We start from the raw sequence: 22,932 nt of genomic DNA, 5'->3' as shown, positions 1-22,932 counted from the left end.
GCAGCCGGTGGCCGACAGCTCACGGACGGATGACAGCCGACAGATGACAGACCCGGTCAGCCCCTCCCCGGGATCAGCGATCCCCGCTCCGGGGGCCGGCACCGCCGCCCCCGACTTCACCCCGGAGCAACGCGCCCGGGGCCGCTCGCTGCGCCGTGCCCAGCTGCCGTGGGCGCTGGGCGGGCGGCTGGCCGGCCTGGCCCTGACCCTGCTGCTCGGCCTGACCGCGGCCGGGGCCGGGCTGGTGACGGCGGCGGGCGGCCTGTTCGGCGGCTCGCGGACGGCCGAGGTGCTGGCGGGGGCGGCCGTGCTGGTCCTCCTCGGCCGGGCGGCGCAGCTGCCGTTCGCCGCCGGCGCCCGGACGGTACGGACCCGGTACGGGCTGGTGACCCAGGGCTGGGGCGGCTGGGCGGTGGACGTGCTGCGCGGTCTGGCCCTGGGCCTGGCCCTGGCCCTGCCGGTGGCGTTCGGACTGTTCGCGCTCACCGACCGCTCTCCGGAGTACTGGTGGGTCCCGGCGGCCGGCGCGGCGGCACTGCTCACGGCGGCGCTCTCCTTCCTCTACCCGCTGGTGGTGGAGCCGGTCTTCAACCGCTTCACCCCGATGCCGCCCGGTCCGCTGCGCACGGCCCTGCTGGCGCTCGCCGACCGGGACGGCGTCCGGGTGCGGGACGTCCTGGTGGCGGACGCCTCCCGGCGGACCTCTGCCCTCAACGCGTACGTGTCCGGCCTGGGCGCGACCCGCCGGATCGTCGCCTACGACACACTGCTGTCGACCGCCGAGCCGCGCGAGGTGGAGCTGGTGGTGGCACACGAGTTGGGGCACGTGAAGCACCGGGACGTGCTGACCGGCACGCTGCTGGGCGCGGTGGGGGCGGCGGCGGTGGTCTGCCTGCTCGGGCTGCTGACCGGCTGGGGCCCGCTGCTGTCGGCGGCGGGGGCGGCGGACGCGGCGGATCCGCGCGCACTGCCGCTGCTGGCGGCCTGCGCGGCCCTGCTGGGCGCCCTGTCGGGGCCGGTCCAGTGCGCGGTGAGCCGCCGGATCGAGGCCCGGGCGGATCGGCACGCCCTCGAACTGACCTCGGACACCGAGCAGTTCATCGCCATGCAGCGCAGACTGGCACTGGCCAACGTCTCCGATGTCGACCCGCCGCGACTGCTTGAGCTACTGTTCGCCACTCATCCGAGTGCGACCCGCCGGATCGCGGCCGCCCGCGCCTGGCAGGCCGCGGCGGCCGACGGGGCCGCGCACGGCGGGGTTCCGGCCGACGGCCCGCGGGCCGACTGAGCCCGGCCCGCCGCCCGGGCCCGGCGCGCCACCGGTGCCGGGACGCCCCTCCGGGCGCGGCGGGGCGCGATCGTGGCCGATATCGTTGTATAGTGCAACAAATTACCGAGGAGGTAGGACCGCCGTGCCCGGCCGCGAGACATCGATCGACACCATCCAGCGCGAGCTGACCGCCTTCGCCCGGCGCGCCCGGCACAAGGCCTCCCAGCTGCACCCGGACCTCTCCCTGGTCACCTACAGCATCCTCGACCTGATCAACGAGCGCGGCGGCTGCCGGGCCGCCGACGTCGCCTCGTACTTCATGCTCGACAAGTCCACGGTCAGCCGCCAGGTCACCGCGCTGGAGAAGCTCGGCCTGCTGCGCCGCGAGACCGATCCGGACGACCAGCGCGGCCAGATCCTGCGCGCCACCGAGGCCGGGCTGGCCGTGCTGCGCGAGGCCAGCGAGCAGCGTCGGGTCGCCTTCACCGCCCGCTTCACCGACTGGTCCGACGAGGACGTCGCGCGCTTCGCCGGCTACCTCGCCCGCTACGGCGCCGAGGACTGAGCCGCCCGGCACCCGGCCCGACCGCCCTCTCGCCCGGCCTCCGACCGCCCCGCGCGGGCCCGCCCGGGGTGCGGGGCACCACCCGGACGGTGTACAGAGGAGAGGTGCCACTTCGGCCGCGTCCCCGTGACCGCCGCCCGTCGTGGCGGCCCGGCCGCCACACGCTGACGGTGCTCCCGCTCGCGCTGATCGTGGTGATCACCGTGGTCGACATCCTGTCGCCGCCGACGATCCACCTCGGACCGCTGCTGATCGTCGCCCCCGCGATCACCGCCTCCTTCGCGGGCGCGCGGACCACCGCCCTGGTCGCCGTGCTCGCACTCGCCGCCCTCACCGTCATCGGCGCCCTGCGCGACGGCCTCACCACGCCCAACCACGAGACGCAGCTCGGCGCGCAGGTCGTCGTCTCGGCGCTGATCGTCGGCCTGCGGGTGCTGCGCGACCGCCACGAGCGCGAGCTGGCCCAGGTCCGCTCCGTCTCCGAGGCGGCCCAGCGCGTCCTGCTGCGTCCGCTGCCGGACCGGATCGGGCAGCTGAGCCTCGCCTCCGTCTACCTCGCCGCCGAGGCCGAGGCGCAGGTCGGCGGCGACCTCTACGCGGCGGCCCGCACCGCCGGCGGCACCCGGCTGCTGGTCGGCGACGTCCGCGGCAAGGGCCTCGCCTCGCTCGGCGACGCCGCCCTGCTGCTGGGTGCCTTCCGCGCGGCCGCCCATCTGCACGCCGACCTCCCCGAACTCGCCGGCTATCTGGACGGAAGCGTCCGCTGGGGCCTCGCCCAGCTCGACGAGCAGGCCCGCGGCGAGCGGCTGGACGGCGAGCCGGGCCGCGCCGGCCGGGCGGACGTCAACGACAGCGGCGAGTCGTTCATCACCGCCGTCATCCTGGACATCCCGGACGACGGCTCGGTGATCCGTCTGATCGACTGCGGCCACCCGCCGCCGCTGCTGCTGCGCGCCGACGGTGTCACCGCGCTGAACGCGCACCGTCCCGCGCCGCCGCTCGGACTCGGCGAGCTGGCCCCCGGCGGCTACGAGGTGGACGAGTTCCCCTTCCTGCCCGGCGACCGGCTGCTGATCTACACCGACGGGGTGATCGAGGCCCGCGACCCCAAGCGGCGGTTCTACCCGCTCACCGAACGCGTCACGGCCTGGACCGCCGACCGCCCGGACGCCCTGGTGCGGCACGTGCGCCGGGACCTGCTGGCCCACGCGGGCGGGCGGCTGGACGACGACGCGGCGATCGTCGCGGTGGAGCGGCTCGGCTGAGGCCGGCCGTGACGGCCACCCGGCTCACGGGCTCACGGGCTCACGGCCGGCCGTCAGGGCCGGTAGGGCAGTTGCGGCACCTCGAAGCAGGTGGTCGTCATCGAGGCCACCTGGGTGACCCAGCCGCCCCGGCCCCCGTAGGCGGTGTCCTGCCAGCGGGCGGCGTTCAGACAGGCCCGGGTCGGCCCGGTCGGCGGGGGCTGCGGGACGAACGAGGCGGGCAGGATCAGCCCGTGCGCGTCGTAGGGCTCGGCACGGTTCATGAACCGCTCGACACAGGCCCGGGTCAGCTCGGCCGCGCAGGAGTCCATCGCGTCGGTGAGCCACTGGGCGCCCGCCCAGCCCTCCAGCTCCCAGGCCGAGAGCAGCGGCTCGCGGTCGGGGAAGTAGCGGGCCATCGCGGCGCGGAAGTCCCGGACCGCCGGCTGGCTCACGTCCTCGTAGTTGAGGCTGGCGGAGGTCGCCCAGAGCGCGTCGCGGCAGGCGGGCGAGGCGCGGTAGTCGGTCCCGACGGTCTGCGACCAGTTCTGGACGTTGGTCGCCTTGGCCGCGACCCGCACCCCGGCCTCGTCCAGGGCCCGGCAGAGCGCCGCGTTGCCCCGGGTGTCCATGGCGTCGAGGAGCAGCTGGGAGCCGTCGGCGCGGACGGCGGCGGCCACCGCCTGGAAGTTCGGGAGCGCGAAGTCGACCGTCTGGGTCAGGACGCGGTAGCCCTCCGCCTCCAGCCCGGCCTTCAGCTGGGCGGCGTAGCGGGCCGAGTCGGCCTGGTTGTAGGCGACCACGGCGGCGCTGGTGGTGCCCAGCCGCTCGGTGAAGAAGCGGAACACCTCGGGGGTCTGGTAGAGCGTCCCGTTCCAGCCGACGGCCTGCCCGTCGCGCGGCGCCGCGCTGCCGTAGATGCCGTACAGGTGCGGCCAGCGGTCGTAGGCCGTGCCGATCGGCTGGCCGCCGATGTCCGGTACGCCCTTGCCGCTCACGTACGGCGCTCCGGCGTAGTCGAGCACGCTGCCGGAGACGAAGGCGAAGACGTGCTGCTGGTCGATCAGACGGTGCACGCAGTCCTGGTTGCCGATGCCGCTGCCGCCGTCGTCGCAGGTGACCAGCTTGACGGTGCGCCCGTGCAGACCGCCCCGGTCGTTGAGGGCCTGGACGAAGGCCTGGGCGCCGTAGCGCGGGCCGCTGAACACCTCGCTGCCGACCGGGCTGGTGAGCGAGGTGACGATCCCGATCCGGATCTCCGTCGCCGTGACGCCGGTGTCGGAGGCGGGATTGGCCCCGGCGCCCGTGCCCGTACCGGCCGCCGCAGGGCGGTGGGTGAACGCGCTGTCCGGCAGTCGGGTGCCGCAGGCCGTGACGGCGGCGGGCAGCAGGGCCAGGAGCGCGGCGAGGGCGGCGGCGCGGCGGGCCGGGGGCCGGCGCCGGACGCGACGGCCGGGCCGCCGACGGACGAGCGCGTCGGTGGCCCGGCGGGACGGCGGGGCCGTCAGCTGCATCCGGGGATCGGGGTGCCGCTCGCGCCGCCGGCCTGGGTGAGCAGGCCGCAGAGCGAGGAGCGGGAGACCTTCCAGACACCGTTGTCGAGGACGGCCTGGCCGGTGGCGCTCGGCTCGACCACGGTGCCCTGGAGGGAGAGCTCGTAGGTGACGGTGGCATCGGTCGGCGAGGTGAACGTCACGTTGGTGACCTTGGCCTTCACCTGGCCGACCCGTGGGTCCTGCGAGAAGCCTTGGAGCACCGGGAGCAGCACGTCACCGTTCTGGAGCAGTGAGGCCTTCTCGGGAATGGGCGTGGTGGGGTCGAAGAACTTCTCCCAGTTCGCGGTGACCTCGTTCGTCGCGGTCGCCGGATCGGCGGGCCCGGTGGCACCGGCACTCACGCTCGCGGTGGCGCTCGCACCGGTGCTCACGGTCACCGAGGCCGAGGCCGTCCCCGGCAGGGAGACCGACACCGAGGCCGACCCCGAGGCCGAGGAGCCGGACGAGCTGCTGCTGCACCCGGCGACCGCGCCCACCAGCAGCAGCGCGAGCAGCGCGCCCGCCGACCGCAGGACCGGGCCACCGCCCCGACCGGTACCGCTCTGCCTTACCCGCATGGTGTTCCTCTCGACGAACTCCGCCGCGCCGCCCGGGTGCGGTGCCGACCGCTCGGCCGCACCGCGCGGGGCGGTCCGCCGATCTCCGGATGCTGTTCCAGGCCGATCCTGGAAATGTCGCACGTGACACCATCAAGGCGGATCCATGGACGAATCGCAATCCGGGGGCGAAGAGCCGCATACCGCCCCGAACCGGGCGGGCGCCAGGCCCGTACCGGGGCCGCTGCGCGCGGCCGCCCGCGCGGTGCGGACGGCCCGCGGGGCCCGCGAGTGGCCCGGCTGGGTCCTCACGGCCGCCGGGGCGGCCCTGTGCGTCCTGGGCTGGTACGGGGTCTCCGGCGAGGACTTCGTCGAGCAGCAGGTCCCCTACCTGGCCTCCGCCACCGTCCCGGGTGCGGCGCTCATCGTGGCGGGCCTGGTGCTGGTCGCCCTGCGTGCACCCGGTCGGCCCCCGGCGCCGCCGCACCCGCCCGCCCCGGGGAACCTGACGGACCGGCGGATCGAACGGCTCTACGCCCTGCTGGTCGAGCCCGACGGGCCGGAGGGGCCGGCCGGAACCGGCGGACCGGACGGATCCGACGGGCCCGGCCCGACCGGTACCGGTCTGCTCGCCGTCGCCGAGGGCACGCTCTACCACCGGCCCGGCTGCCCGCTGGTGACCGGCGAGCACGGTGCGGAGCCGGTGGACGCCACCGCCGTCCGGGCCCGGGGGCTCACTCCCTGCCGGATCTGCGAACCGGCCGCACCCGGGGAGCCGGGTGCGGCCGGTGGTCCCAGTGGTCCCGGTGGTCCCGGTGATCCGAGTACTACGGGTGATCCGCGTAATCCGGGTGATCCGGGTGATCCGAGCGAACCCGCCGGCCCCGCTCACCCGGTCGGCTGAGGGGAGCGCCACCCGTGCCCGTCGCCGCCCCCCTCGACTCCGTCGGCCTCACCGTCGACCTCGCCCTGGCCGGCCTCACCGTCGGCAGCGCGGCGGCCCTCAGCGGCATCGGCCTGGTCGTCTGCCACCGCGCCACCGGTGTGCTCAACCTCGCCCAGGGCGCCCAGGCGATGCTCATCGCCTATCTGCTGCGCGACCTCGTGGTGGTCCGGCACTGGCCGGTCTGGCCGGCCCTGGCCTGCTGCCTGCTGCTGGTCGCGCCCGCGCTCGGCGTCCTGCTGGACCTCCTGGTGTACCGGCCCCTGCAGCGACGCGACGCCGGCACCGCCGACACGATGGTGGCCGGTCTCGGGGTGTTCGTGCTGCTGATCGGGGTGGTGGTGCTGCTCTGGGGCTCCACGCCGCTGAACGGCGCGCCGTCCCCGTTCGGCGGTACCCCGATCACGCTGCCCGGCGGGCACACCCTGCGCCCCGACACGGTGGCGCAGCTCGCCGCCATCCTGGTGCTCGCCCTGACGGTGGCCGCCACCACCCGCTTCACCCGGTTCGGCCTCCAGCTGCGGGCGGTCGTCGACGACCGCCGGCTGGCCCGGCTGGCCGGGGTGGACGCGGACCGGGTCTCGGCGGCGGGCTGGGCGTTCGGCTCGTTCACCGCCGGGCTGGTCGGCGTCGCGCTCGCGCCGTACCTGCTGCTCGACCCGTACGGGCTGCCGCTGCTGGTGATGGAGACGATGGCGGTCGCGGTGGCGGCGCGGTTGCGCAGCATCCCGGTGGCGGTGGCGACCGGTCTCGGCCTCGGCATCGCGCAGGCCGAGCTGACCAGGCTGCGCCCGGCCGGCCAGCTGTTGCCGCTGGTCCAGGCCGTGCAGGCCAACCTGTTCGTGGTGGCGCTGCTGGTCGCCGCCCTGCTGGCCGGGCCGCGGCTCGGCGGGCGGTCCGGTGACCGCGCCCCGCTCGGCGCCAACGGCCGGGCCGGCGGCGGCCGGGCGGCCGGAGCGGTCTGCCTGGTGCTGCTCCTGCTGCCGATGGGCTTTCGCGACAACGACCTGCGCAGCGCGCTGCTGGTCCCCGCGCTGGCCCTGGTCCTGCTCTCGATCGTGGTGGTGACCGGCTACGGCGGGCAGATCTCGCTCGGCCAGGCCGGGTACGCGGGACTGGGCGCGCTGGGCACGGCGCTGCTGATGTCCGGGCGGATCCCGCTGGTCCCGCCGCTGCCCGCGGTGCCCGCGCTGCTGTTCGCGGTGCTGGCGACCGCCCCGCTCGGGCTGCTCACCGGCTGGCCGGCGATCCGGCGCAGGGGGCTGGCGCTGGCGCTGGTCACCTTCGCGGTCGGGACGGCGATGAGCCGCTTCGTCTTCCAACAGCCGTACGCGACCACCGGGCTCACCCTCGACCGGCCCGCCTTCCTGGCCGGCGACCGCGCCTTCTACCTCGCCGAGCTGCTGCTGCTCGGGCTGGGCCTGCTGGTGGTGCGCGCACTGCACCGGGGGCGGCTGGGCCGGGCCCTGACGGCGATGCGCGACCACGAGCCGGGCGCGGTCGCGGCGGGCGTGAACGTGCCCGGGCTGAAGCTGTTCGCCTTCGTGGCCGGGGCCGCGCTGGCCGCGCTCGGCGGCGGGCTGATGGGGCTGGCCGGGCGGGCCTTCGACCCGGCCGCCTTCGACCCGGTGCGCGGGCTGCTCTGGTTCGCCGCGGTGGTGGTGGCCGGCGCGGACAGCGCGCTCGGCGCGGTGCTGGCCGCCGCGCTGCTGATCGGCCTGGACGCGGGGACGGTGGCCGGGGTGTCGGCGGTCGCGGTCGGCCTGCTGGCCGCGGCGATCGGCCGGCTGCCGGGCGGGCTCGCCGGTGTCGCGGCCCGGTCGGCCCGGCGCCGCCCGGTGGGACCGGCCGCCCCGCTGCCGCCCGGCCGCCTCACCCCGGCCGGGCTCCGGGCCCGCGCCCTGATCGCCGCCCGGCGCACCGCCGACTCCCGGGAGGCCCGGCGGTGAGCCGGGCGGGTGCCGACCGGGCCCGGCTCACGGCCCGGGGGGTGGTCCGCCGCTACGGCGGCATCGAGGCGGTCGCCGGGGTGGACCTCACCGCGCCGCCGGGGCGGATCACCGCGCTGATCGGCCCGAACGGCGCCGGCAAGAGCACCCTGTTCGACTGTCTGGCCGGCACCGTCCGCCCGGACGCCGGGCGGGTGCTGCTCGGCGGCCGCGACGTCACCCGGCTGCCCGCGTACGCCCGGGTCCGGCTCGGCCTGGCCCGCACCTTCCAGCAGATCGCCGTCTTCCCGACCCTCCCGGTGGCGGACAACGTCCGGATCGGTGCCGAGCAGCGGCAGGGCCGCCGCCCGGACGCCCGCGCCGTCGACGACGCGACGGCGCGGGCGCTCGCCCTGTTCGGCCTCCGGGACCTCGCGGCGCAGCCGGCCGGCGACCAGCCCACCGGGGTGCTGCGCCTGGTGGAACTGGCCCGCGCGCTGGCGGGCGACCCCCGGGTCCTGCTGCTGGACGAACCGGCGGCCGGCCTCGACACGGCCCAGACCGCCCGGCTGGTCTCCGTGCTGCGCGGCCTGGCCGACCGGGGGATGGCGCTGCTGCTGGTCGAGCACGACCCCGACCTGGTCGGTGAGCTGGCCGACACCGTGTACGCGATGGCCGGCGGCCGGGTGGTGGCCCACGGCCCGGCGGCGACGGTGCTCGCCGACCCCCGGGTGGCCCGGGCCTGGGGCGGGACGGCACCGGGGACGGGGGCCGGGACGGCAGCGGGCACAGGGCCGGGCGCGGCGGAGGGGGTGGGCGCCGGATGACCGTCGAGGCCGCGCTGTCCGCCGCCCGCGTCCGGTACGGGCCGCTGGAGGCGCTGCACGGGGTGGACCTCGCCTTCCCGGCCGGCGCCGTCACCGTACTGCTCGGCCGCAACGGCTCCGGACGGACCAGCGTGCTGCACGCCCTGGCCGGGGTGGTCCGGCTCTCCGCCGGCCGGGTGGTCTGGCGGGGGCGGGACGTCACCGCGCTCGGCGTCCACCGGCGGGTCCGCCTGGGTCTGACGCTGGTGCCGGCCGAGCGGGCGGTGTTCGCCTCGCTCACCGTGGCCGAGCACCTCGACCTCGGCGGGGCCTCCGCCGACGAGGTGCTCGCGCTCTTTCCGGAACTGACCGCCCTGCTGCCCCGCCCGGCCGGGACGCTGTCCGGCGGCCAGCAGCAACTGGTCGCCGTGGCACGGGCGTTGACGGCCCGGCCGGGCCTGCTCCTGCTCGACGAACCGGACCGGGGGCTGGCACCGGCCGTCGCCGCCGGACTGCACGCGCACCTGCTCGGTACGGCCGCCGACGAGGGCCGGGCCGTCGTCCTCACCGCGCGGTCGCTCCCCCGCGGCCTGGCCGGCGCGGCCGTCGTCCATGTGCTGCACCGGGGCGAGGTCGCCTTCTCCGGGGAGCCCTCCGAACTGGGGCGGCACCCGGCCCGGCCGCACTGACCGGCCCGCCCGGCGCCGCGGCGGTGACGGGGCGTCCGACGGGCTTCGGCCTACTGCGCCAGGTAGCCGCCGTCCACCGGGAGGACCGCGCCGGTGATGAAGGAGGCGTCGTCGGAGGCCAGGAAGAGCACCGCCGCGGCCACCTCCGCAGGGGCGCCGAGGCGGCCCATCGGGTGCCGCCGCTCGACCGCCGCGAGGTACTCGGGACCGCCCGGCTCGTCCCGCAGGCGCCGGACGCGCTCGGTGGTGATGGTGCCGGGGGCGACGGCGTTGACCCGGATGCCGCGGTCCGCCCACTCGACCGCGAGGTGCTTGGTCAGGCCGGAGGCGACGAACTTGGCGGGCCCGTAGACGGCCTGGCCGCGCTGGCCGGCCTCGCCGGAGATCGAGGAGACACAGACGATCGCGCCACCGGCGCCGCCGGGCCCGGCCATCGCCTCGATCGCGTACTTGCAGGTCAGGAACATCCCCCGGCCGTCGACGGCCATCACGTGGTCCCAGGCCTCGGCGTCGGCCTCGGTGATCTCCATCAGCGGGAGCACCCCCGCGTTGGCCACCAGGACGTCGATCCGGCCGTGCCGCTCCACGGCGGCGCCGATCATCCGACGGGCGTCGCCGTCGCGGGAGACGTCCCCGACCACCGTGGTGACGGCCGCCGGCAGCGCGGCCGCCAGCCGCCGCAGGCCGTCGGCGTCGAGGTCGGTCGCGACCACCGAGGCACCCTCCCCGGCGAAGCGTTCGGCCACCGCGCGACCGATCCCGCTCGCCGCGCCCGTCACCACGCACACCTTGCCCGCCAACCGCCCGGCGCCCGGCAGGCCCGGGGACTCCGGGACACCCGGGGACCCCGGGACGTCGATCGCATCAGTCATGGCACCGGACTCTACCGACCTGTCGTCAGATCCGGCTGCCCACAGCACAGTTGATCACTGAACTGGCCGACTCCGCCTCGCCCTCGGCACTCGGGCCCGCGTCAGCCACGACCCCGGCCGACGGTGAGGACGATCTTCCCCCGGACGTGCCCGCCCTCGCTCACCCGGTGTGCCTGCGCCGCCTCCTCCAGCGGGAACACCTGGTGCAGCGGCAGGCGCAGGGTGCCCTCCTCGTGCAGCGCGAGCGCGGCGGCCAGCGCGGGGCCGTGCTGGTGAACGGTCTCCGCGCCGGCGCTGAAGCGCACGCCGTACGTGGCCGCGCCCTCCCAGTCGGCGATGGTCAGCACCCGCTGCGCCCCGCCGGTCAGCTCGATCGAGAGCGGCAGCACGTCGCCCTGACCGGCCGCGTCCAGCACCCGGTCGACCCCGTCCGGCGCCACGGCCCGCACCCGCTCGGCCAGTCCGTCGCCGTACGTCACCGCGATCGCGCCCAGCTCCCGCAGGCGGGCGTGGTTGGCCTCGCTCGCGGTGCCGATCACCCGGATTCCGCGCGAGCGGGCGAACTGCAGCAGGACCGTGCCGACCCCGCCCGCCGCGCCGTGCACCAGGAGCGTGTGACCGCTCTCCACGCCGAGCAGGTCGAGCGCGCGCCAGGACGTCTCCGCCGCCACCGGGATCGCCGCCGCCTGCTCCCAGCCGAGCGCGGCCGGCTTGCGGGCCAGGTCTGCCGCCTCGGCCAGGACGTGTTCGGCGTACCCGCCGCCGCCGGTCGGGCCGAACACCTCGTCCCCGGGCGTCCAGCGGGTCACCCCCTCGCCGACGGCCTCCACCACGCCCGCCACCTCGAAGCCGGTGACGTGCGGGAAGGTCACCGGGAACAGGTCCGTCAGCGTGCCGCTGCGCAGCTTGTGGTCCACCGGGTTCACGCCCACCGCCCGGACGGCGATCCGCACCCGGCCGGGGCCCGGGGCGGGCAGGTCGATCTCGATCGGGTGCAGCACGTCGGTGCCGCCGAATGCGGAGAAGCCGATGGCCTTCGTCATGGGAGTCCCACTGTCCTTCACTGGTCGGGGAGTTCGTCGGTCTGACGGTTCCAGCCTGGTGCCGGACGGCGTGCTCACCGCCCCGCCGTCCGGCCGGTTCCACCTGGCCGAACGGCCGGGCGCGGGCACGAACCGCCCGGCTAGGCTGGAGCGCATGGCGGACGACGGGGTGGGCGGCACGGTGGGCGGCACGGTGGCCGACGGGACGGACGACTGGCCGGTCGGCGGGCGGGGCAGCGTGGTGGCCGGCGTGGTGAGCGAGACGGTGGACGGCACGCCGGACGACCGGACCACCGGGGCCGCGGACGGCGACGCCGAGCACCGCCGACGCGGCTGGGAACGCCCCGAGGACGTACTCGCCCAGGCCGTGGAGATCCTCCGGGCACCCCGGCCGAACCTCCTGCCGCGCTTCTCCCGGCTGCTCGCCGATCTCGTCCCGCACACCGCGATCGCCCAGCTCAGCGGCGTCTGCACGCACTCACCGACCAACTCCGTCGGCCCGACCGAGCTGGCCGGGCGGATCACCGGCCTGGAACTGGCCCGGCTGGCCGAGGCGGTGGCGCCCGGCCGGCCGTGGCAGGGCGAGGCCGTCCTGGCGGGCCGGACGAGGCCGGCCGTCGCGGTCTCCGCCGCCCCGGCCGGCAGCAACGGCGCGCTGCTCGTCCTCGTGCGGCCGGGCGACGACCGGCTGCCCGCCCGACCGCTCGCCGTCCTCCAGCAGGTGTGGGAGCTGGTGACCACCCACGCGCACCACCGGGCCGTCGACGCCGCCCCCGTGCACGCCGCCGCCTCGCGGGCCTCCGCCGGCGCCCGGGCCCGCGCGATCGCCGAGTTGAGCGGCTCGCACGCCTCCGCGCTCTCCGCGATCCTGGCGCCGCTGCGCTCCACCGCCCTGGACGACGCCACCGCCCGCCGCAGCGCCACCGAGCTGGCCGTCACGGCGCTGCTGAACCTGCGCGCGGGCGCCGACCTGGACCGGGAGTTGAGCGAGGAACCGGCCGCCACCGCCTTCGCCCGGCTCGCGGACGAACTCCGCCCGCTGCTGCGGCACAGCCCCGTCCGGCTCGACCTGCTGCCCCCGGCGGCGGGCGAACGCTCCGTTCCGACGGACACCGCGCACACCGCGCGGGCGGCCGTCCGGGCCGCCGTGCTCGCCATGCTGGAGCAGGACGGCCTGACCCGGATGCACGTCAGCTGGCAGATCGTCGCGGACGGCGTGCGGGCCGTGGTGCGCGACGACGGCCCGGGCCTGCTCGGCGCCGACGCCCTGGCCGTGCACCGGACCGAGGACCGGATCACCGCCCTGGCGGGCCGGCTCACCGTGGACGCCGTCCCCGGCTGGGGCACCACCGTCACCGTCGACCTGCCGCTGACCGCCCCGGCCGGCGCCGACGGTCCGGACCCGCTGGCGGGCCTGCACCCCCGGGAGCTGGACGTCCTCGACCAGCTCACCCGGGGCCGCCGCAACCGGGAGATCGCCGCCGCGCTGCTGATCAGCGAGTCCACGGTGAAGTTCCATGTCGCCAACATCCTGGCCAAGTTGGGCGTGACCTCGCGCGGCGAGGCGGCCGCGCTGGCGCACCGCGCCGGCCTGTCCGCCCCGGCCGCGCTGCACGCGGCCTCCTGACCGCGCGGGCCCACCGCCCCACCGGCGCGGGCCGCCGGGCCGGGCCCGGCCGTCCCCGCCCGCGACCCTGCCGGGCGCACCGTAGGCTCGCCCCATGACCGCCTCCGTCACCTGGGACCCCACCGCCGCCGGGGTACTGCGCCTGCCGTCCGGCCGACTGGTCCGGGGGCGCGGTCTGCTGCGACCGCTGCCGCCCGGACCGCCGCCGGGCTTCGGCCTGTACCTGTTGGGCCACCGGCCGCCGGCCGTGCCCTGGGCGAGCCGCTGGCTCCGCTGGCCGGACTTCCGGCTGCCCGTCGACCGGGCCGAGGCGGCGGCGGCCTTCCGGGAGGTCTGGGAGCGGTCGGCGTCCGAGCGGGTCGAACTGGCCTGCGCCGGCGGGCGCGGCCGGACGGGCACCGCGCTGGCCTGCCTGGCCGTGCTCGACGGAGTGCCCGCCACCGAGGCGGTGGCCTACGTGCGGGAGCACTACCACCGGCACGCCGTCGAGACGCCCTGGCAGCGCCGGTTCGTGGCGCGCTTCCACTGAAACCCGGCCGGTCCGACACCCGGCCCGCCCACGCCGGCAGGCCCCGCTCGGACGAACCCCGGCCGCGCGAACCCCGGACATGCGAACCCCGGCCGTCAGACCCCAGGCGTCAGACCCCGGGCGGCGGGCCCAGCACCACGAAGCTGAGGTCCGGCCGGCCACCGGGGGTCAGGACCTGGGCGACGGTCTCGATCGGTTCGGGCGAGAGGTGCGGCAGCCGCAGCCCGAAGCGGTCCCCGTCCCGGTTGGCGACCACGCAGGCCCGGCCCGCCCAGAGCCGGCGGCAGAGCGGGTCGCGCAGGACGTCGGTGAGCAGGCCGACCACCGCCTCGTCACCCGGATAGCGGGCCAGCGCGAAGCGGATCATGGCCAGGGTCATCCGGGCCTGCCACGTCCAGTCGGTGACCTGCTCGCGGGCCTCCGGGGCGGTCAGCACCCAGTGGGCGAAGTTGGCCCCGGGGTGGCGCATCCAGGGGAACCACTCGGCGGCGGCGCGGTTGTGGCCGACGATGGTCCAGGCACGGTCGGCGAGGAAGGCCGGTCGCGGCGACTGGCGGTCGACCAGCGCCTGGAGGGACTTCAGGTCCTCCGGGCGCGCCGGACCGGCGGACGGGGTGCCGCCCATGGCGTAGAGGTAGAGGGTCGCGCGCTCGTCCGCGTCGAGCAGCAGCACGTCGGCGAGCAGCGCGAGGAGTCTGGGGTCGAACCGGGCCGTGCCGCCGCGCTCCAGGTCGCGGTACCAGCGCTCGCTCATGCCGAGCCGACTCGCCACCACCATCTGCGGGAGCGGCTTGGCGAGCCCCGTGCGCAGCCCGGCCCGACCCCGCCAGTCACGCAACAGACTGGCGAGGCCGGGGAGTTCGGCGGTGGTCGACTCTTCGTGGTCGAGAGGGATGGGGATGCTCAGTGCCTCGCGCAGCACCATGACTCACTCCGGTCTGTTCCTGCATTCGACGATGACGGTCCCGGGGGGACGTGTCGAAGTTCGGGGCAGCCCGAAGAGCCGGAGGAGCCGGTTGTCCGTCGGCCCGCTCGGCGATGACAAGTCCCTTTGCTGAAGCTTGGGTTCAGTGGGACGACCGACATCGGCGCAGCAGACCGGGGAACATCGTGCCTGAGCACTGCAGCATGGAGTCCACCCCCCGGTGTGCCCGCGTGGCCCTTGACACGCTCTAGGGGGACTGTACTTCCTTGGCTGTGCTCGTTCAAGCAACGCAGAGTGACATCAGCCGGTCAGCGGCTCCTGGGAGAGGGCCGGCGACGACTGCGGCGCGGTGCGGCCGGCGAGCACCGTGACGGTGGTCGCGCCCGCGAACAGCGCGGCGAGCAGCACCCAGCCGACCGCGCCGGACGGCAACAGCAGGCCGGTGGCCAGGAACGGGCCGACGATCAGCTGCGCGCTCATGCCCGTGCTGAAGAGCGAGAGATAGCGGGAGCGGCCCGCCGGCGGCGACAGCTCGTAGGAGATCTCCCAGCGCGAGACGGCGTGCAGGTTCTCCCCGACGGTCAGCAGGGCGACGGCCACCACCGCGGCCGCCAGCGCCAGGACCTTGCCGCGGCCGTCGGCGAAGGCGAAGAACGCGCAGGCCAGCACCAGGAAGAGGCAGGCGATCCGGAGCATCCGCAGCGCCTTGGTCAGCCCCTGGGCGAAGCGGGCCACCGAGAGTTGGAGCACCACGGTGAGCACCGTGTTGATCGCCAGCAGGGCCGAACTGGCACTGGCCGGCAGCCCGGCCCGCTCCACCACCCAGAGCGGCAGCAGGATGAACAGCACGCAGTCGTGCAGCATCAGCACCGCGTTGGCGGCCGTGACCAGCAGGAACCGCCGGTCCCGGTACGGCGAGCCGCTCGGCGCCCCGGCCTCGGCGGTCGCGGCGGCCGGAGCCGGCGCCACCGACCCCGCCACCCGGCCGGCCCGCACCACGGCGAGGGCGACGGCGGCGAAGGCGGCCGCGTTGAACAGGAAGAGCGCGACGAAGGCCGCCCGGGACTGCGCGGCCTGCACCAGGGCGGCCAGCAGGAAGCCGGCGGTGAGGCCGATGTTGGTGATGGCGCGCAGCGAGGCCATCGTCTTCGTCCGCTCGGCGGCGCCCTCGAACTCGCCGACGATCACCTGGAGCAGCGGCGAGCAGGCCCGGGCGGCGGCGATGGTCAGACAGGTGACGACGAGATAGCCGGCATAGCTGCCGACCAGCGCGTACCCGATGAAGCCGAGCCCCCGGACGAGGGTCAGCGCGACGTAGACCGGCCGCGCGCCGAACCGGTCCGCGACCGGCCCGAACACCAGCGGGCTGAGCAGCCCGGCGATGTTGGCCGCGGCGATCGCGGTGCCGACCGCGACCGCCGAGATGTCCAGGTAGTGGACGAAGTAGAGCGTGGCGGTGGCCAGGTAGAGGCCGTTGGCGACCGCGTCCACGGTGGTGCCGGCGGCCATGATCCGGCCCTGCCGGGAGGAGGGCAGCAGGGTGGCGGTCAGCCGGCCCAGCAGTCCGGCGGCCCGGGTCGGGGTGTCCGTGCGCGTCATGCGGAGTCCCCCGTGCGGACGGGCTCCACGGTGAAGCGGACGGAGTCGGCGAGCTCGCGGGCGAGCTTGCGGGCCTGGTCGGGGGTGTCGGCGCCGACCACGATCACGCCCGCCCGGTCCGCGGAGGTGCGCAGCGGGCGGACGGTGCCGCCGGGCGCGACCGCGAGGTCGGCGAGGAGCACGTCCGGGTGGCCGGCGGCCTCCGCCCACCCCTCGACGGCGGTGACCAGGCCGGGCGGCGGGGTGAGGTAGCGGGCGGCGGCGGCCCGGACCGGCACCGGCGCGGCCTCGGCGCGCGGGAGCCCGAGCAGGTCGTCGTAGATGAGGCCGAACAGCTCCAGGCCGGGGACGACGTGGGCGAGCATCCGGTGGATCCAGTCGCCGCCGAACCTGCCGTGCACCTCACCGAGGACGATGCCGTCCGGGCTCAGCCAGAGCTCGACGTGGAAGGCGCCGGTGCGCAGACCCAGGACGGCGAGCGCCGCCTTGACCTGACGCTCGATCTCCTCGCGCCGCGCGTCCGGGAGTTCGGCCGGGAGGATGTGGCCGACCTCGACGAAGAACGGCGGCTCCACCTTCTCCTTCTCGGTCACCGCGAGGACGACCGGCTCGCCACCGAGGAAGAGGCCCTCCACGCTGTACTCCGCGCCCTGGACGAACTCCTCGACCAGGAAGGGGGCCTGTCCGGGGAGCAGGGCGATCGCCGCCGGCAGCCCGTCCGGTCCGGTGATCCGACTCACGCCCGTACTGCCCATCGCGTCACGGGGCTTGACGATCCACGGCCCGGTGGAGCCGGCCAGGAAGCCCGCCGCCTCCGAGGCGTCGGCGCAGAGCCGGACGGCGGGCTGCCGGAAGCCGGCGGCGGCCAGTGCCGTCCGGCAGTCGTCCTTGGTGCGCACCCGCCGGACGGCGTCGGCCGGGTTGCCCGGCAGGCCCAGGGCCTCGGCGGTCTCGGCGGCGGCCACCTGGGCCATCTCCTGGAGGGCGAGGACGGCGTCGAAGCGCTCGCCCCCGGCGGCCCGGTCGCGGGCCCAGGCGGCGGCCTCGCCGGGGGTGGCGAAGTCCACCGCCGAGACGGCGTCGGCCTGTTCGACCACCCCGGGGGTGGCGGCGAGGACGGCCTCCTGATTGGTCAGGTGGGTCCGCAGCCCGCGCGCGTGGGCCTGGTCCAGGGCGAGCTTCGCCATGTCGAGGCCGAGCGGAACCGCCCGTACCCCGCCGACCAGCAGCAGCTTCGGGGGGGTGGGTCCTGCGGGCATACGAGGGCTCCTTGCGTGCGTGGTGCGGGGGTGGATCGGACGATCGGACGAAGGGGTGGGCGGGGTCGCGCCGGGTGGGCGGCGCCGGGGCCGGGGGAACCGGCGGGGCCGGGCTCAGGCGGCTTCGGGGTCGGCCTCCAGCTCGACCAGCACCTGCTCGGTCGCGACCAGGTCGCGCACGGCGCACCGGATCCCGGTGACGACGCCCGAGAAGGGCGCGAGGATGCGGTTCTCCATCTTCATCGCCTCGACGATGACGAGGGCGTCCCCCTCCTCGACCCGGTCGCCGACCTCGCAGAGCAGTCCGACCACCGTGCCCGGCATCAGCGACTTCACGGCGTTGTCGGCGGCCCCTGAGCCGCCCTCGGCGAAGCTCTGGGCGGCCAGCGCCACCCGGTGCCCGTCGACGGAGAGCTCCCAGCCGGCGGGGCTGCGCAGGCCGGTCCACCGCCGGTCGCCGACGGTGCCCCGGAACAGTCCCGGGTGCCCCGGCACGGCGGCCGCGGTGACGGTGAACGGCGTGGACTCCACCTGGACGTCGACGGCGCCGCCGCGGCGCCCGGCCAGTCCGGCCCGCACCGTCCGCCGTCCGTGGCGCAGGACGACCCGGCCGAACGGCGCGACCGGGTCCAGCCGGTGGCGGTCGAACGGTCCGACGGCGCCGAACCACGGCGAGGCGGGGGCCTCGCCGACGGGCGGGAGCTGCATCGCCGCCGCGCAGGCCGCGGCGGCCAGGACGCGGTCGTCGCGGTCGGCGGGCCCGGACGGCTCGCCCGGCCCCGGCCGCCCGGCCGGGGTGGCCACCAGGGTGTCCACCAGGTGGGTGTCCATCCGCCCGGCGACCACGGCGGGCGCCTGGAGGAGTTCGGTGAGGAAGCCGAGGTTGGTGGTCAGCCCGGGCAGGGCGGTGTCGCGGACGGCGGGGAGCAGCCGGCGCAGCGCGCTCGGGCGGTCCGGGCCGTGGGCGATCAGCTTGGCGAACATCGGGTCGTAGAAGGCCGGCACCTCGGCGCCGCCACCGAAGACGGCGGCACCGAAGCCACCGCCGTCGAAGCCACCGCTCTCGAAGCCACCGCCGACGGCACCGCCGTCGAGGACCGGACCCGCGGCGTCGGGCACGGCCCCGCCGTACCCCGACCCGGTGTCGTCGAACGCCGCCTCCACCCGGACCCCGGCCGGCCAGCGGACCGCGGCCGCCCGGCCCGGCGCGGGCCGGAATCCGTCGGCCGGGTCCTCGGCGTAGACGCGTACCTCGACGGCGTGGCCGGTGGCGGTGATCTCGTGCTGTTCGAGCGGCAGCCGCTGGCCGTCGGCGACTCTCAGCTGCCACTCCACCAGGTCGACGCCGGTGATCTCCTCGGTGACCGGGTGCTCCACCTGGAGCCGGGTGTTGACCTCCAGGAAGTAGCAGCGGTCCGTCGCGTCCAGGATGAACTCGAAGGTGCCGGCGTTGACGTAGTCGAGCGACCGGGCGCCCCGGACGGCCGCCTCCAGCAGCTCCGCCCGGACGGCCTCGGGAAGGTTGGCGGCCGGGGCCTCCTCGACGATCTTCTGGTGGCGGCGCTGCAGCGAGCACTCGCGCTCGAAGAGGTGCACCACGTTCCCGTGCCCGTCCCCGAAGACCTGCACCTCGATGTGGCGGGGCCGCTCCACGTACCGCTCGACGAGCAGTCGGCCGTCGCCGAAGTTGCTGCGGCCCAGGCGGACCGCCTCGGCCACCGCCGCGGGCAGCTCGGCGGCGGCGCGGACCACCTGCATGCCCTTGCCGCCACCGCCGGCGACGGGCTTCAGGATGACCGGGTAGCCGATCCGCTCGGCGTCGGCCAGGATCTCCCGCTCCGACTCGGTGGCCGTCCCGGAGCCGGGCAGGACGGGGACGCCGGCGGCGGCCATCAGCGCGCGGGCGGTCGACTTGTCGCCCATCGCGGTGATCGTCGCGGCGTCCGGGCCGACCCAGACCAGCCCGGCCTCGGCGACCGCCGCCGCGAAGCCCGGGTGCTCGGAGAGGAACCCGTAGCCGGGGTGGACGGCGTCGCAGCCGGTCCGGACGGCGGCGTCGACCAGCGCGGCGACGTCGAGGTAGCTCTCGGCGGCCGGGGCGGGACCGATCCGGACCCGTTCGACGGCGCCCGCCAGGTGGGCCGAGGCGCGGTCGGCGTCCGAGTGGACGGCCACGTACTCGACGCCGAGCCGGCGGCAGGTGCGGGCGATCCGCCGGGCGATCTCGCCGCGGTTGGCGATCAGGACACGCTTGATCATTTCCGTCATCACATCCTGAACACGCCGAAGCGCGTCTCCTGCTTGGGGGCGTCGGCCGACATGGCCAGGCAGAGCGCCAGCCACTCACGGGTCTCGGTCGGGTCCACCACGGCGTCCACCCACATCCGGGCGGCGTAGTACAGCGGGTGGGACTGGCGCTCGTACGTCTCGATGATGGGGCGCCGGATCGACTCCTCCTCCTCGGGGGAGAGGACCTTGCCCTCCTTGGCGAGCTGGTCGCTGCGGATCAGCGCCATCACCGTCGCGGTCTGCTCGGCGCCGACCACGGTGGACTTGGCGCTCGGCCACATGGCCATCAGCCGCGGCCCCATCGAGCGCCCGCACATGGCGAGGTTGCCGGCGCCGTAACTGCCGCCGATCACCAGGCTGAACTTGGGGACCTTGGCCGTGGACACCGCGTTGACCAGCTTGGCGCCGTGCTTGGCGATGCCGTCGGCCTCGTACTCGGCGCCGACCATGAACCCGTTGATGTTGTGCAGGAACAGCAGCGGGATGTCGCGCTGGGTGCAGAGCTCGATGAAGTTGGCGGCCTTCTGGGCGCTCTCCGGGAACAGCACCCCGTCGTTGATCACCACGCCCACCGGGTAGCCGCCGATGTGCCCGGTGCCGCACACGATGGTCGGGCCGAACCGCGCCCGGTACTCGGCGAGTTCGCTGCCGTCCAGCAGCCGGGCCAGGATCTCCCGGGCCGGGATGTGCTCGCGCAGGCTGGCACTGACGATGCCGGGCAGCTCCGCCGGGTCGTACAGCGGCGGGCGCGGGGTCTCCGGCGGCGGGGCGAGGGCCGGGCGGCCGTCCCGCGCCATGATCTCCCGGATGATCGCCAGCGCGTGCTCGTCGCTCTCGGCGAGGTGGTCGGCCACCCCGCTGACCCGGGTGTGCAGGTCGGCGCCGCCCAGCGTCTCGGCGTCCACGACCTCTCCGGTGGCGGCGCGCACCAGCTGCGGGCCGCCCAGGAAGACCGTGCCGGTACCGCGCACGATCACCGTCTCGTCGCACATCGAGGGGATGTACGCGCCACCGGCCGTGCAGCTGCCCATCACGGCGGCGATCTGCGGCAGGCCGAGGGCCGACATCTCGGCGATGTTCCGGAACATCCGACCGAGGTGGTACTCGCCGGGGAACAGCTGCTCCTGGAGCGGCAGGTAGACGCCGCCGGAGTCCACCAGGTAGATGCAGGGCAGACCGTTCTCCCGGGCCACCAGCTGGGCCCGGAGCTGCTTCTCCACGGTCAGCGGGAAGTAGCTGCCGCCCTTGACCGTGGCGTCGTTGGCGAAGACCACCACCGGGCGGCCGCTCACCATGCCGATGCCGGTGACCAGCGCGGCCGAGGGCACGTGCTCGTCGTAGACCTCGTGCCCGGCCAGCTGGCCGAGTTCCATGAACGGCGTCCCCGGGTCCAGGAGTTGGTAGACCCGCTGGCGGGCGGTCAGCTTCCCGCGGTCGGTGTGGCGCCGGCGCGAGCGCTCGTCCCCGCCGGCGATCGCGGCGGCCCGGGCCCGGGCGATGACCTGCCGCTTCTCGTCGAAGGCCGCGGCATTGCGCCGGAACACCTCGGCGGAGGAGTCGATGTGCGAACGCAGGGCCGTCATCGGGGCTGCTCCTGCCCCGGCTCGCGCGCCGCCTCGGCGCTCAGGCCGTCGTTCAGCGCACCGCAGAAGTCGCGGATCTCGGCCTCGGCCATGTTGGCGCGCAGCATCAGGCGCAGCCCGGCCTTGCCCCGGCCGATCACCGGGAAGAAGATCGGCGAGGTGTAGTAGCCGCGCCGCAGCAGCGACCCGGCGAGCCGGATGGTCGCGTCCTCGGAACCGATGTCCACGAAGCGGATCGGCAGTCCGTCGCCGTTGAAGGAGGTCTCCACCAGGGAGTCGAAGAGCGTGATGTTGTCCTGGAGCTTCTGCTGGAGCTCCTTGAGCTCCGGGGAGTCGTGCAGTTCCGCGGAGGCCATGATCGCGCCCAGGCCGGCGGTGTTGATGCGCTGCGACCACATCAGCGGGCCGCCGTTGCGCAGCGCGGTGTCGCGGCGCTGCGGCGAGCCGTTGCGGCCCAGGAAGATCGCCCCGCCGGAGGCGCCGAAGCCCTTGTTGAGCGAGGTGATGATCAGCGTGCGGTCGTTCATGCCGCCGTTCGCCGCCATCGCCTCCAGCACCGCGCCCCGGCCGCGCTCACCGACGGTGGAGACCCCGTGCGCCTCGTCGAAGAACAGGAAGAGCCCGTACTTCTCCTGGAGGCGCAGCAGTTCGGGGATCGGCGCCGCCCCGCCGGTGCTGTAGACGCCGTCGGCGACGTAGGCGACCTGCGGGTGCTTGCGGCAGAGGTCCTCCAGCGCGTCCACGTCGTTGTGGGCGATGGTGGCGATCTCGGCCTCGTCGGCCACCGCCGGCTTCATCGCGTTGAGACAGAAGTGCGCGTTCTTGTCGAAGACCATCAGCGGCGGCACGCCGTCCGTCAGCAGCCCGGAGGCCAGCAGCGGCAGGCTCGCCCAGGCCGCGGCGGCGCAGGAGGCCACCGTCACCGCCTCGACGTCGAAGAGCTCGGAGAGCGCCGTCTCCGCGTCCCGCAGCGAGCCGAACCGGATCCGCATCCGCGAGGTCGAGCTGTTGAGCGCCCCTTCGGCGAGCACCGCGTCGGCGGCCGCCCGCACGATCCGCGGGTGGGTGTCCAGGCCGAGGTAGGAGTACGAGGACATGTTCACGAACTCGTGGCCGTCCGCCAGCGTCCGGTGCCGTCCGTCACCGAGGCCGGACACCACGATGTCGAACATCCCGGCCTCGGCGGTGACCTCCCAGAAGTCGTGGCTGATGCGCGCGGACTTCTTGATGTTCATGTATGAGTGCACGCCAGATTCCTTGTTGAATTTCGGTACGGTAATACCAGGCCCAAGCGCGGACCTTTATCGGCATCGTCAATTCCGGGTGATCAGGCGTACTCGTGGAAACCGCGTACGGTAGTCCGTCCGAACGGGTCGGACTCGGTCGGCCGACCGCCGGCTTGATCCAGTGTTCCCTGCACCACTTGCCCCGTAAGCCCCCGGAGTCACTGGCAAGAGGACCGGGGAGCTGCGCGCCGCCCCGGTGATTGAAAGAATTCAATATGCTGCGACGACTGTCAACCGGAAGATTTTTGCCGCCTCGCAAAACTGGACAGACCGCCATTCGACGGGTCGACCGGAAATTATTTGCCGGTCGGTCGCCATTGACGCGGGCCGACGGACGGGGCTCACCCCGGCCGGCTCCGCCGGGAAACCGGGGGCGGCCGCCC

Annotated in this window: 19 protein-coding genes; 9 read left to right on the top strand and 10 right to left on the bottom strand. The window is 75.4% G+C overall.

Features of this window, described 5'->3' with window-relative positions; all coding sequences use genetic code 11:
* The first annotated feature begins 43 nt into the window (after positions 1 to 43).
* The 3 genes from ACFXHB_RS05480 (at position 44) to ACFXHB_RS05470 (ending at position 3,100) form a co-directional block, all read left to right on the top strand.
* On the top strand, positions 44 to 1,288 hold the full coding sequence (locus ACFXHB_RS05480; protein WP_380572323.1) for a M48 family metalloprotease: 1,245 nt from the start codon (positions 44 to 46) through the stop codon (positions 1,286 to 1,288).
* A 124-nt stretch (positions 1,289 to 1,412) separates the two neighbouring features.
* Entirely contained in the window at positions 1,413 to 1,835 is a 423-nt protein-coding gene (locus ACFXHB_RS05475) for a MarR family winged helix-turn-helix transcriptional regulator (protein ID WP_380572322.1), read from the top strand.
* A 104-nt stretch (positions 1,836 to 1,939) separates the two neighbouring features.
* Entirely contained in the window at positions 1,940 to 3,100 is a 1,161-nt protein-coding gene (locus tag ACFXHB_RS05470) for a PP2C family protein-serine/threonine phosphatase (protein WP_380572320.1), read from the top strand.
* Between the two features lie 53 nt (positions 3,101 to 3,153).
* On the opposite strand, the gene ACFXHB_RS05465 is transcribed toward ACFXHB_RS05470, so the two are convergent.
* On the bottom strand, positions 3,154 to 4,593 hold the full coding sequence (locus ACFXHB_RS05465; protein ID WP_380572318.1) for an ABC transporter substrate-binding protein: 1,440 nt from the start codon (positions 4,591 to 4,593) through the stop codon (positions 3,154 to 3,156).
* Complete coding sequence (locus ACFXHB_RS05460; protein WP_380572317.1) at positions 4,584 to 5,192, bottom strand: hypothetical protein; 609 nt, start codon at positions 5,190 to 5,192, stop codon at positions 4,584 to 4,586. Before ACFXHB_RS05460 ends, ACFXHB_RS05465 begins: the two co-directional genes overlap by 10 nt.
* Before the next feature lie 145 nt (positions 5,193 to 5,337).
* On the opposite strand from ACFXHB_RS05460, the gene ACFXHB_RS05455 reads away from it, so the two are divergent.
* The 4 genes from ACFXHB_RS05455 to ACFXHB_RS05440 are packed head-to-tail and all read left to right on the top strand — an operon-like array spanning position 5,338 to position 9,537.
* Positions 5,338 to 6,075 carry a hypothetical protein gene (locus ACFXHB_RS05455; protein ID WP_380572315.1) on the top strand — a complete coding sequence of 246 codons (738 nt, stop codon included), beginning with the start codon at positions 5,338 to 5,340 and terminating at the stop codon, positions 6,073 to 6,075.
* A gap of 14 nt (positions 6,076 to 6,089) precedes the next feature.
* On the top strand, positions 6,090 to 8,063 hold the full coding sequence (locus tag ACFXHB_RS05450) for an ABC transporter permease (protein WP_380572314.1): 1,974 nt from the start codon (positions 6,090 to 6,092) through the stop codon (positions 8,061 to 8,063).
* Positions 8,060 to 8,869, top strand: a complete 810-nt coding sequence (locus ACFXHB_RS05445; protein ID WP_380572312.1) for an ABC transporter ATP-binding protein — start codon at positions 8,060 to 8,062, stop codon at positions 8,867 to 8,869. Before ACFXHB_RS05450 ends, ACFXHB_RS05445 begins: the two co-directional genes overlap by 4 nt.
* Entirely contained in the window at positions 8,866 to 9,537 is a 672-nt protein-coding gene (locus ACFXHB_RS05440) for an ABC transporter ATP-binding protein (RefSeq protein WP_380572310.1), read from the top strand. Before ACFXHB_RS05445 ends, ACFXHB_RS05440 begins: the two co-directional genes overlap by 4 nt.
* 50 nt (positions 9,538 to 9,587) lie before the next feature.
* Here the strand turns inward: ACFXHB_RS05440 and ACFXHB_RS05435 are convergent, their stop codons facing one another.
* Positions 9,588 to 10,409 (bottom strand): SDR family NAD(P)-dependent oxidoreductase, encoded by an 822-nt coding sequence (locus ACFXHB_RS05435; RefSeq protein WP_380572308.1) that lies wholly within the window; start codon positions 10,407 to 10,409, stop codon positions 9,588 to 9,590.
* Positions 10,410 to 10,510: 101 nt separating this feature from the next.
* On the bottom strand, positions 10,511 to 11,452 hold the full coding sequence (locus ACFXHB_RS05430) for an NADP-dependent oxidoreductase (RefSeq protein WP_380572306.1): 942 nt from the start codon (positions 11,450 to 11,452) through the stop codon (positions 10,511 to 10,513).
* Positions 11,453 to 11,606: 154 nt separating this feature from the next.
* On the opposite strand from ACFXHB_RS05430, the gene ACFXHB_RS05425 reads away from it, so the two are divergent.
* Together ACFXHB_RS05425 and ACFXHB_RS05420 are read left to right on the top strand one after the other, a co-directional pair.
* On the top strand, positions 11,607 to 13,079 hold the full coding sequence (locus ACFXHB_RS05425) for a LuxR C-terminal-related transcriptional regulator (RefSeq protein WP_380572305.1): 1,473 nt from the start codon (positions 11,607 to 11,609) through the stop codon (positions 13,077 to 13,079).
* A gap of 94 nt (positions 13,080 to 13,173) precedes the next feature.
* Entirely contained in the window at positions 13,174 to 13,608 is a 435-nt protein-coding gene (locus ACFXHB_RS05420) for a protein phosphatase (protein ID WP_380572303.1), read from the top strand.
* 109 nt (positions 13,609 to 13,717) lie between these two features.
* Here the strand turns inward: ACFXHB_RS05420 and ACFXHB_RS05415 are convergent, their stop codons facing one another.
* From ACFXHB_RS05415 to ACFXHB_RS05390, 6 genes are all read right to left on the bottom strand, one after another.
* Positions 13,718 to 14,533 (bottom strand): helix-turn-helix transcriptional regulator, encoded by an 816-nt coding sequence (locus tag ACFXHB_RS05415; RefSeq protein WP_380572302.1) that lies wholly within the window; start codon positions 14,531 to 14,533, stop codon positions 13,718 to 13,720.
* Between the two features lie 300 nt (positions 14,534 to 14,833).
* Positions 14,834 to 16,132: an MFS transporter gene (locus ACFXHB_RS05410; protein WP_380572300.1), complete on the bottom strand. Its 1,299-nt coding sequence runs from the start codon at positions 16,130 to 16,132 to the stop codon at positions 14,834 to 14,836.
* A complete protein-coding gene (locus ACFXHB_RS05405; RefSeq protein WP_380572298.1) occupies positions 16,129 to 17,391 on the bottom strand; it encodes an ATP-grasp domain-containing protein in 1,263 nt (420 codons plus the stop codon). Before ACFXHB_RS05405 ends, ACFXHB_RS05410 begins: the two co-directional genes overlap by 4 nt.
* Before the next feature lie 114 nt (positions 17,392 to 17,505).
* A complete protein-coding gene (locus tag ACFXHB_RS05400) occupies positions 17,506 to 19,650 on the bottom strand; it encodes an acetyl/propionyl/methylcrotonyl-CoA carboxylase subunit alpha (protein ID WP_380572297.1) in 2,145 nt (714 codons plus the stop codon).
* Positions 19,651 to 19,658: 8 nt separating this feature from the next.
* Positions 19,659 to 21,263, bottom strand: a complete 1,605-nt coding sequence (locus tag ACFXHB_RS05395) for a carboxyl transferase domain-containing protein (protein WP_380572295.1) — start codon at positions 21,261 to 21,263, stop codon at positions 19,659 to 19,661.
* Positions 21,260 to 22,510: an aminotransferase class I/II-fold pyridoxal phosphate-dependent enzyme gene (locus ACFXHB_RS05390; protein WP_380572294.1), complete on the bottom strand. Its 1,251-nt coding sequence runs from the start codon at positions 22,508 to 22,510 to the stop codon at positions 21,260 to 21,262. The genes ACFXHB_RS05395 and ACFXHB_RS05390 overlap by 4 nt, the downstream gene beginning before the upstream one ends.
* Between the last annotated feature and the right edge of the window lie 422 nt (positions 22,511 to 22,932).

The sequence above is a fragment of the Kitasatospora sp. NPDC059327 genome (genome assembly GCF_042752535.1).
Lineage (GTDB): Bacteria > Actinomycetota > Actinomycetes > Streptomycetales > Streptomycetaceae > Kitasatospora.
Note: the sequence above shows the minus strand (reverse complement) of the source record. Positions and strands in the feature narration are given on the sequence as shown.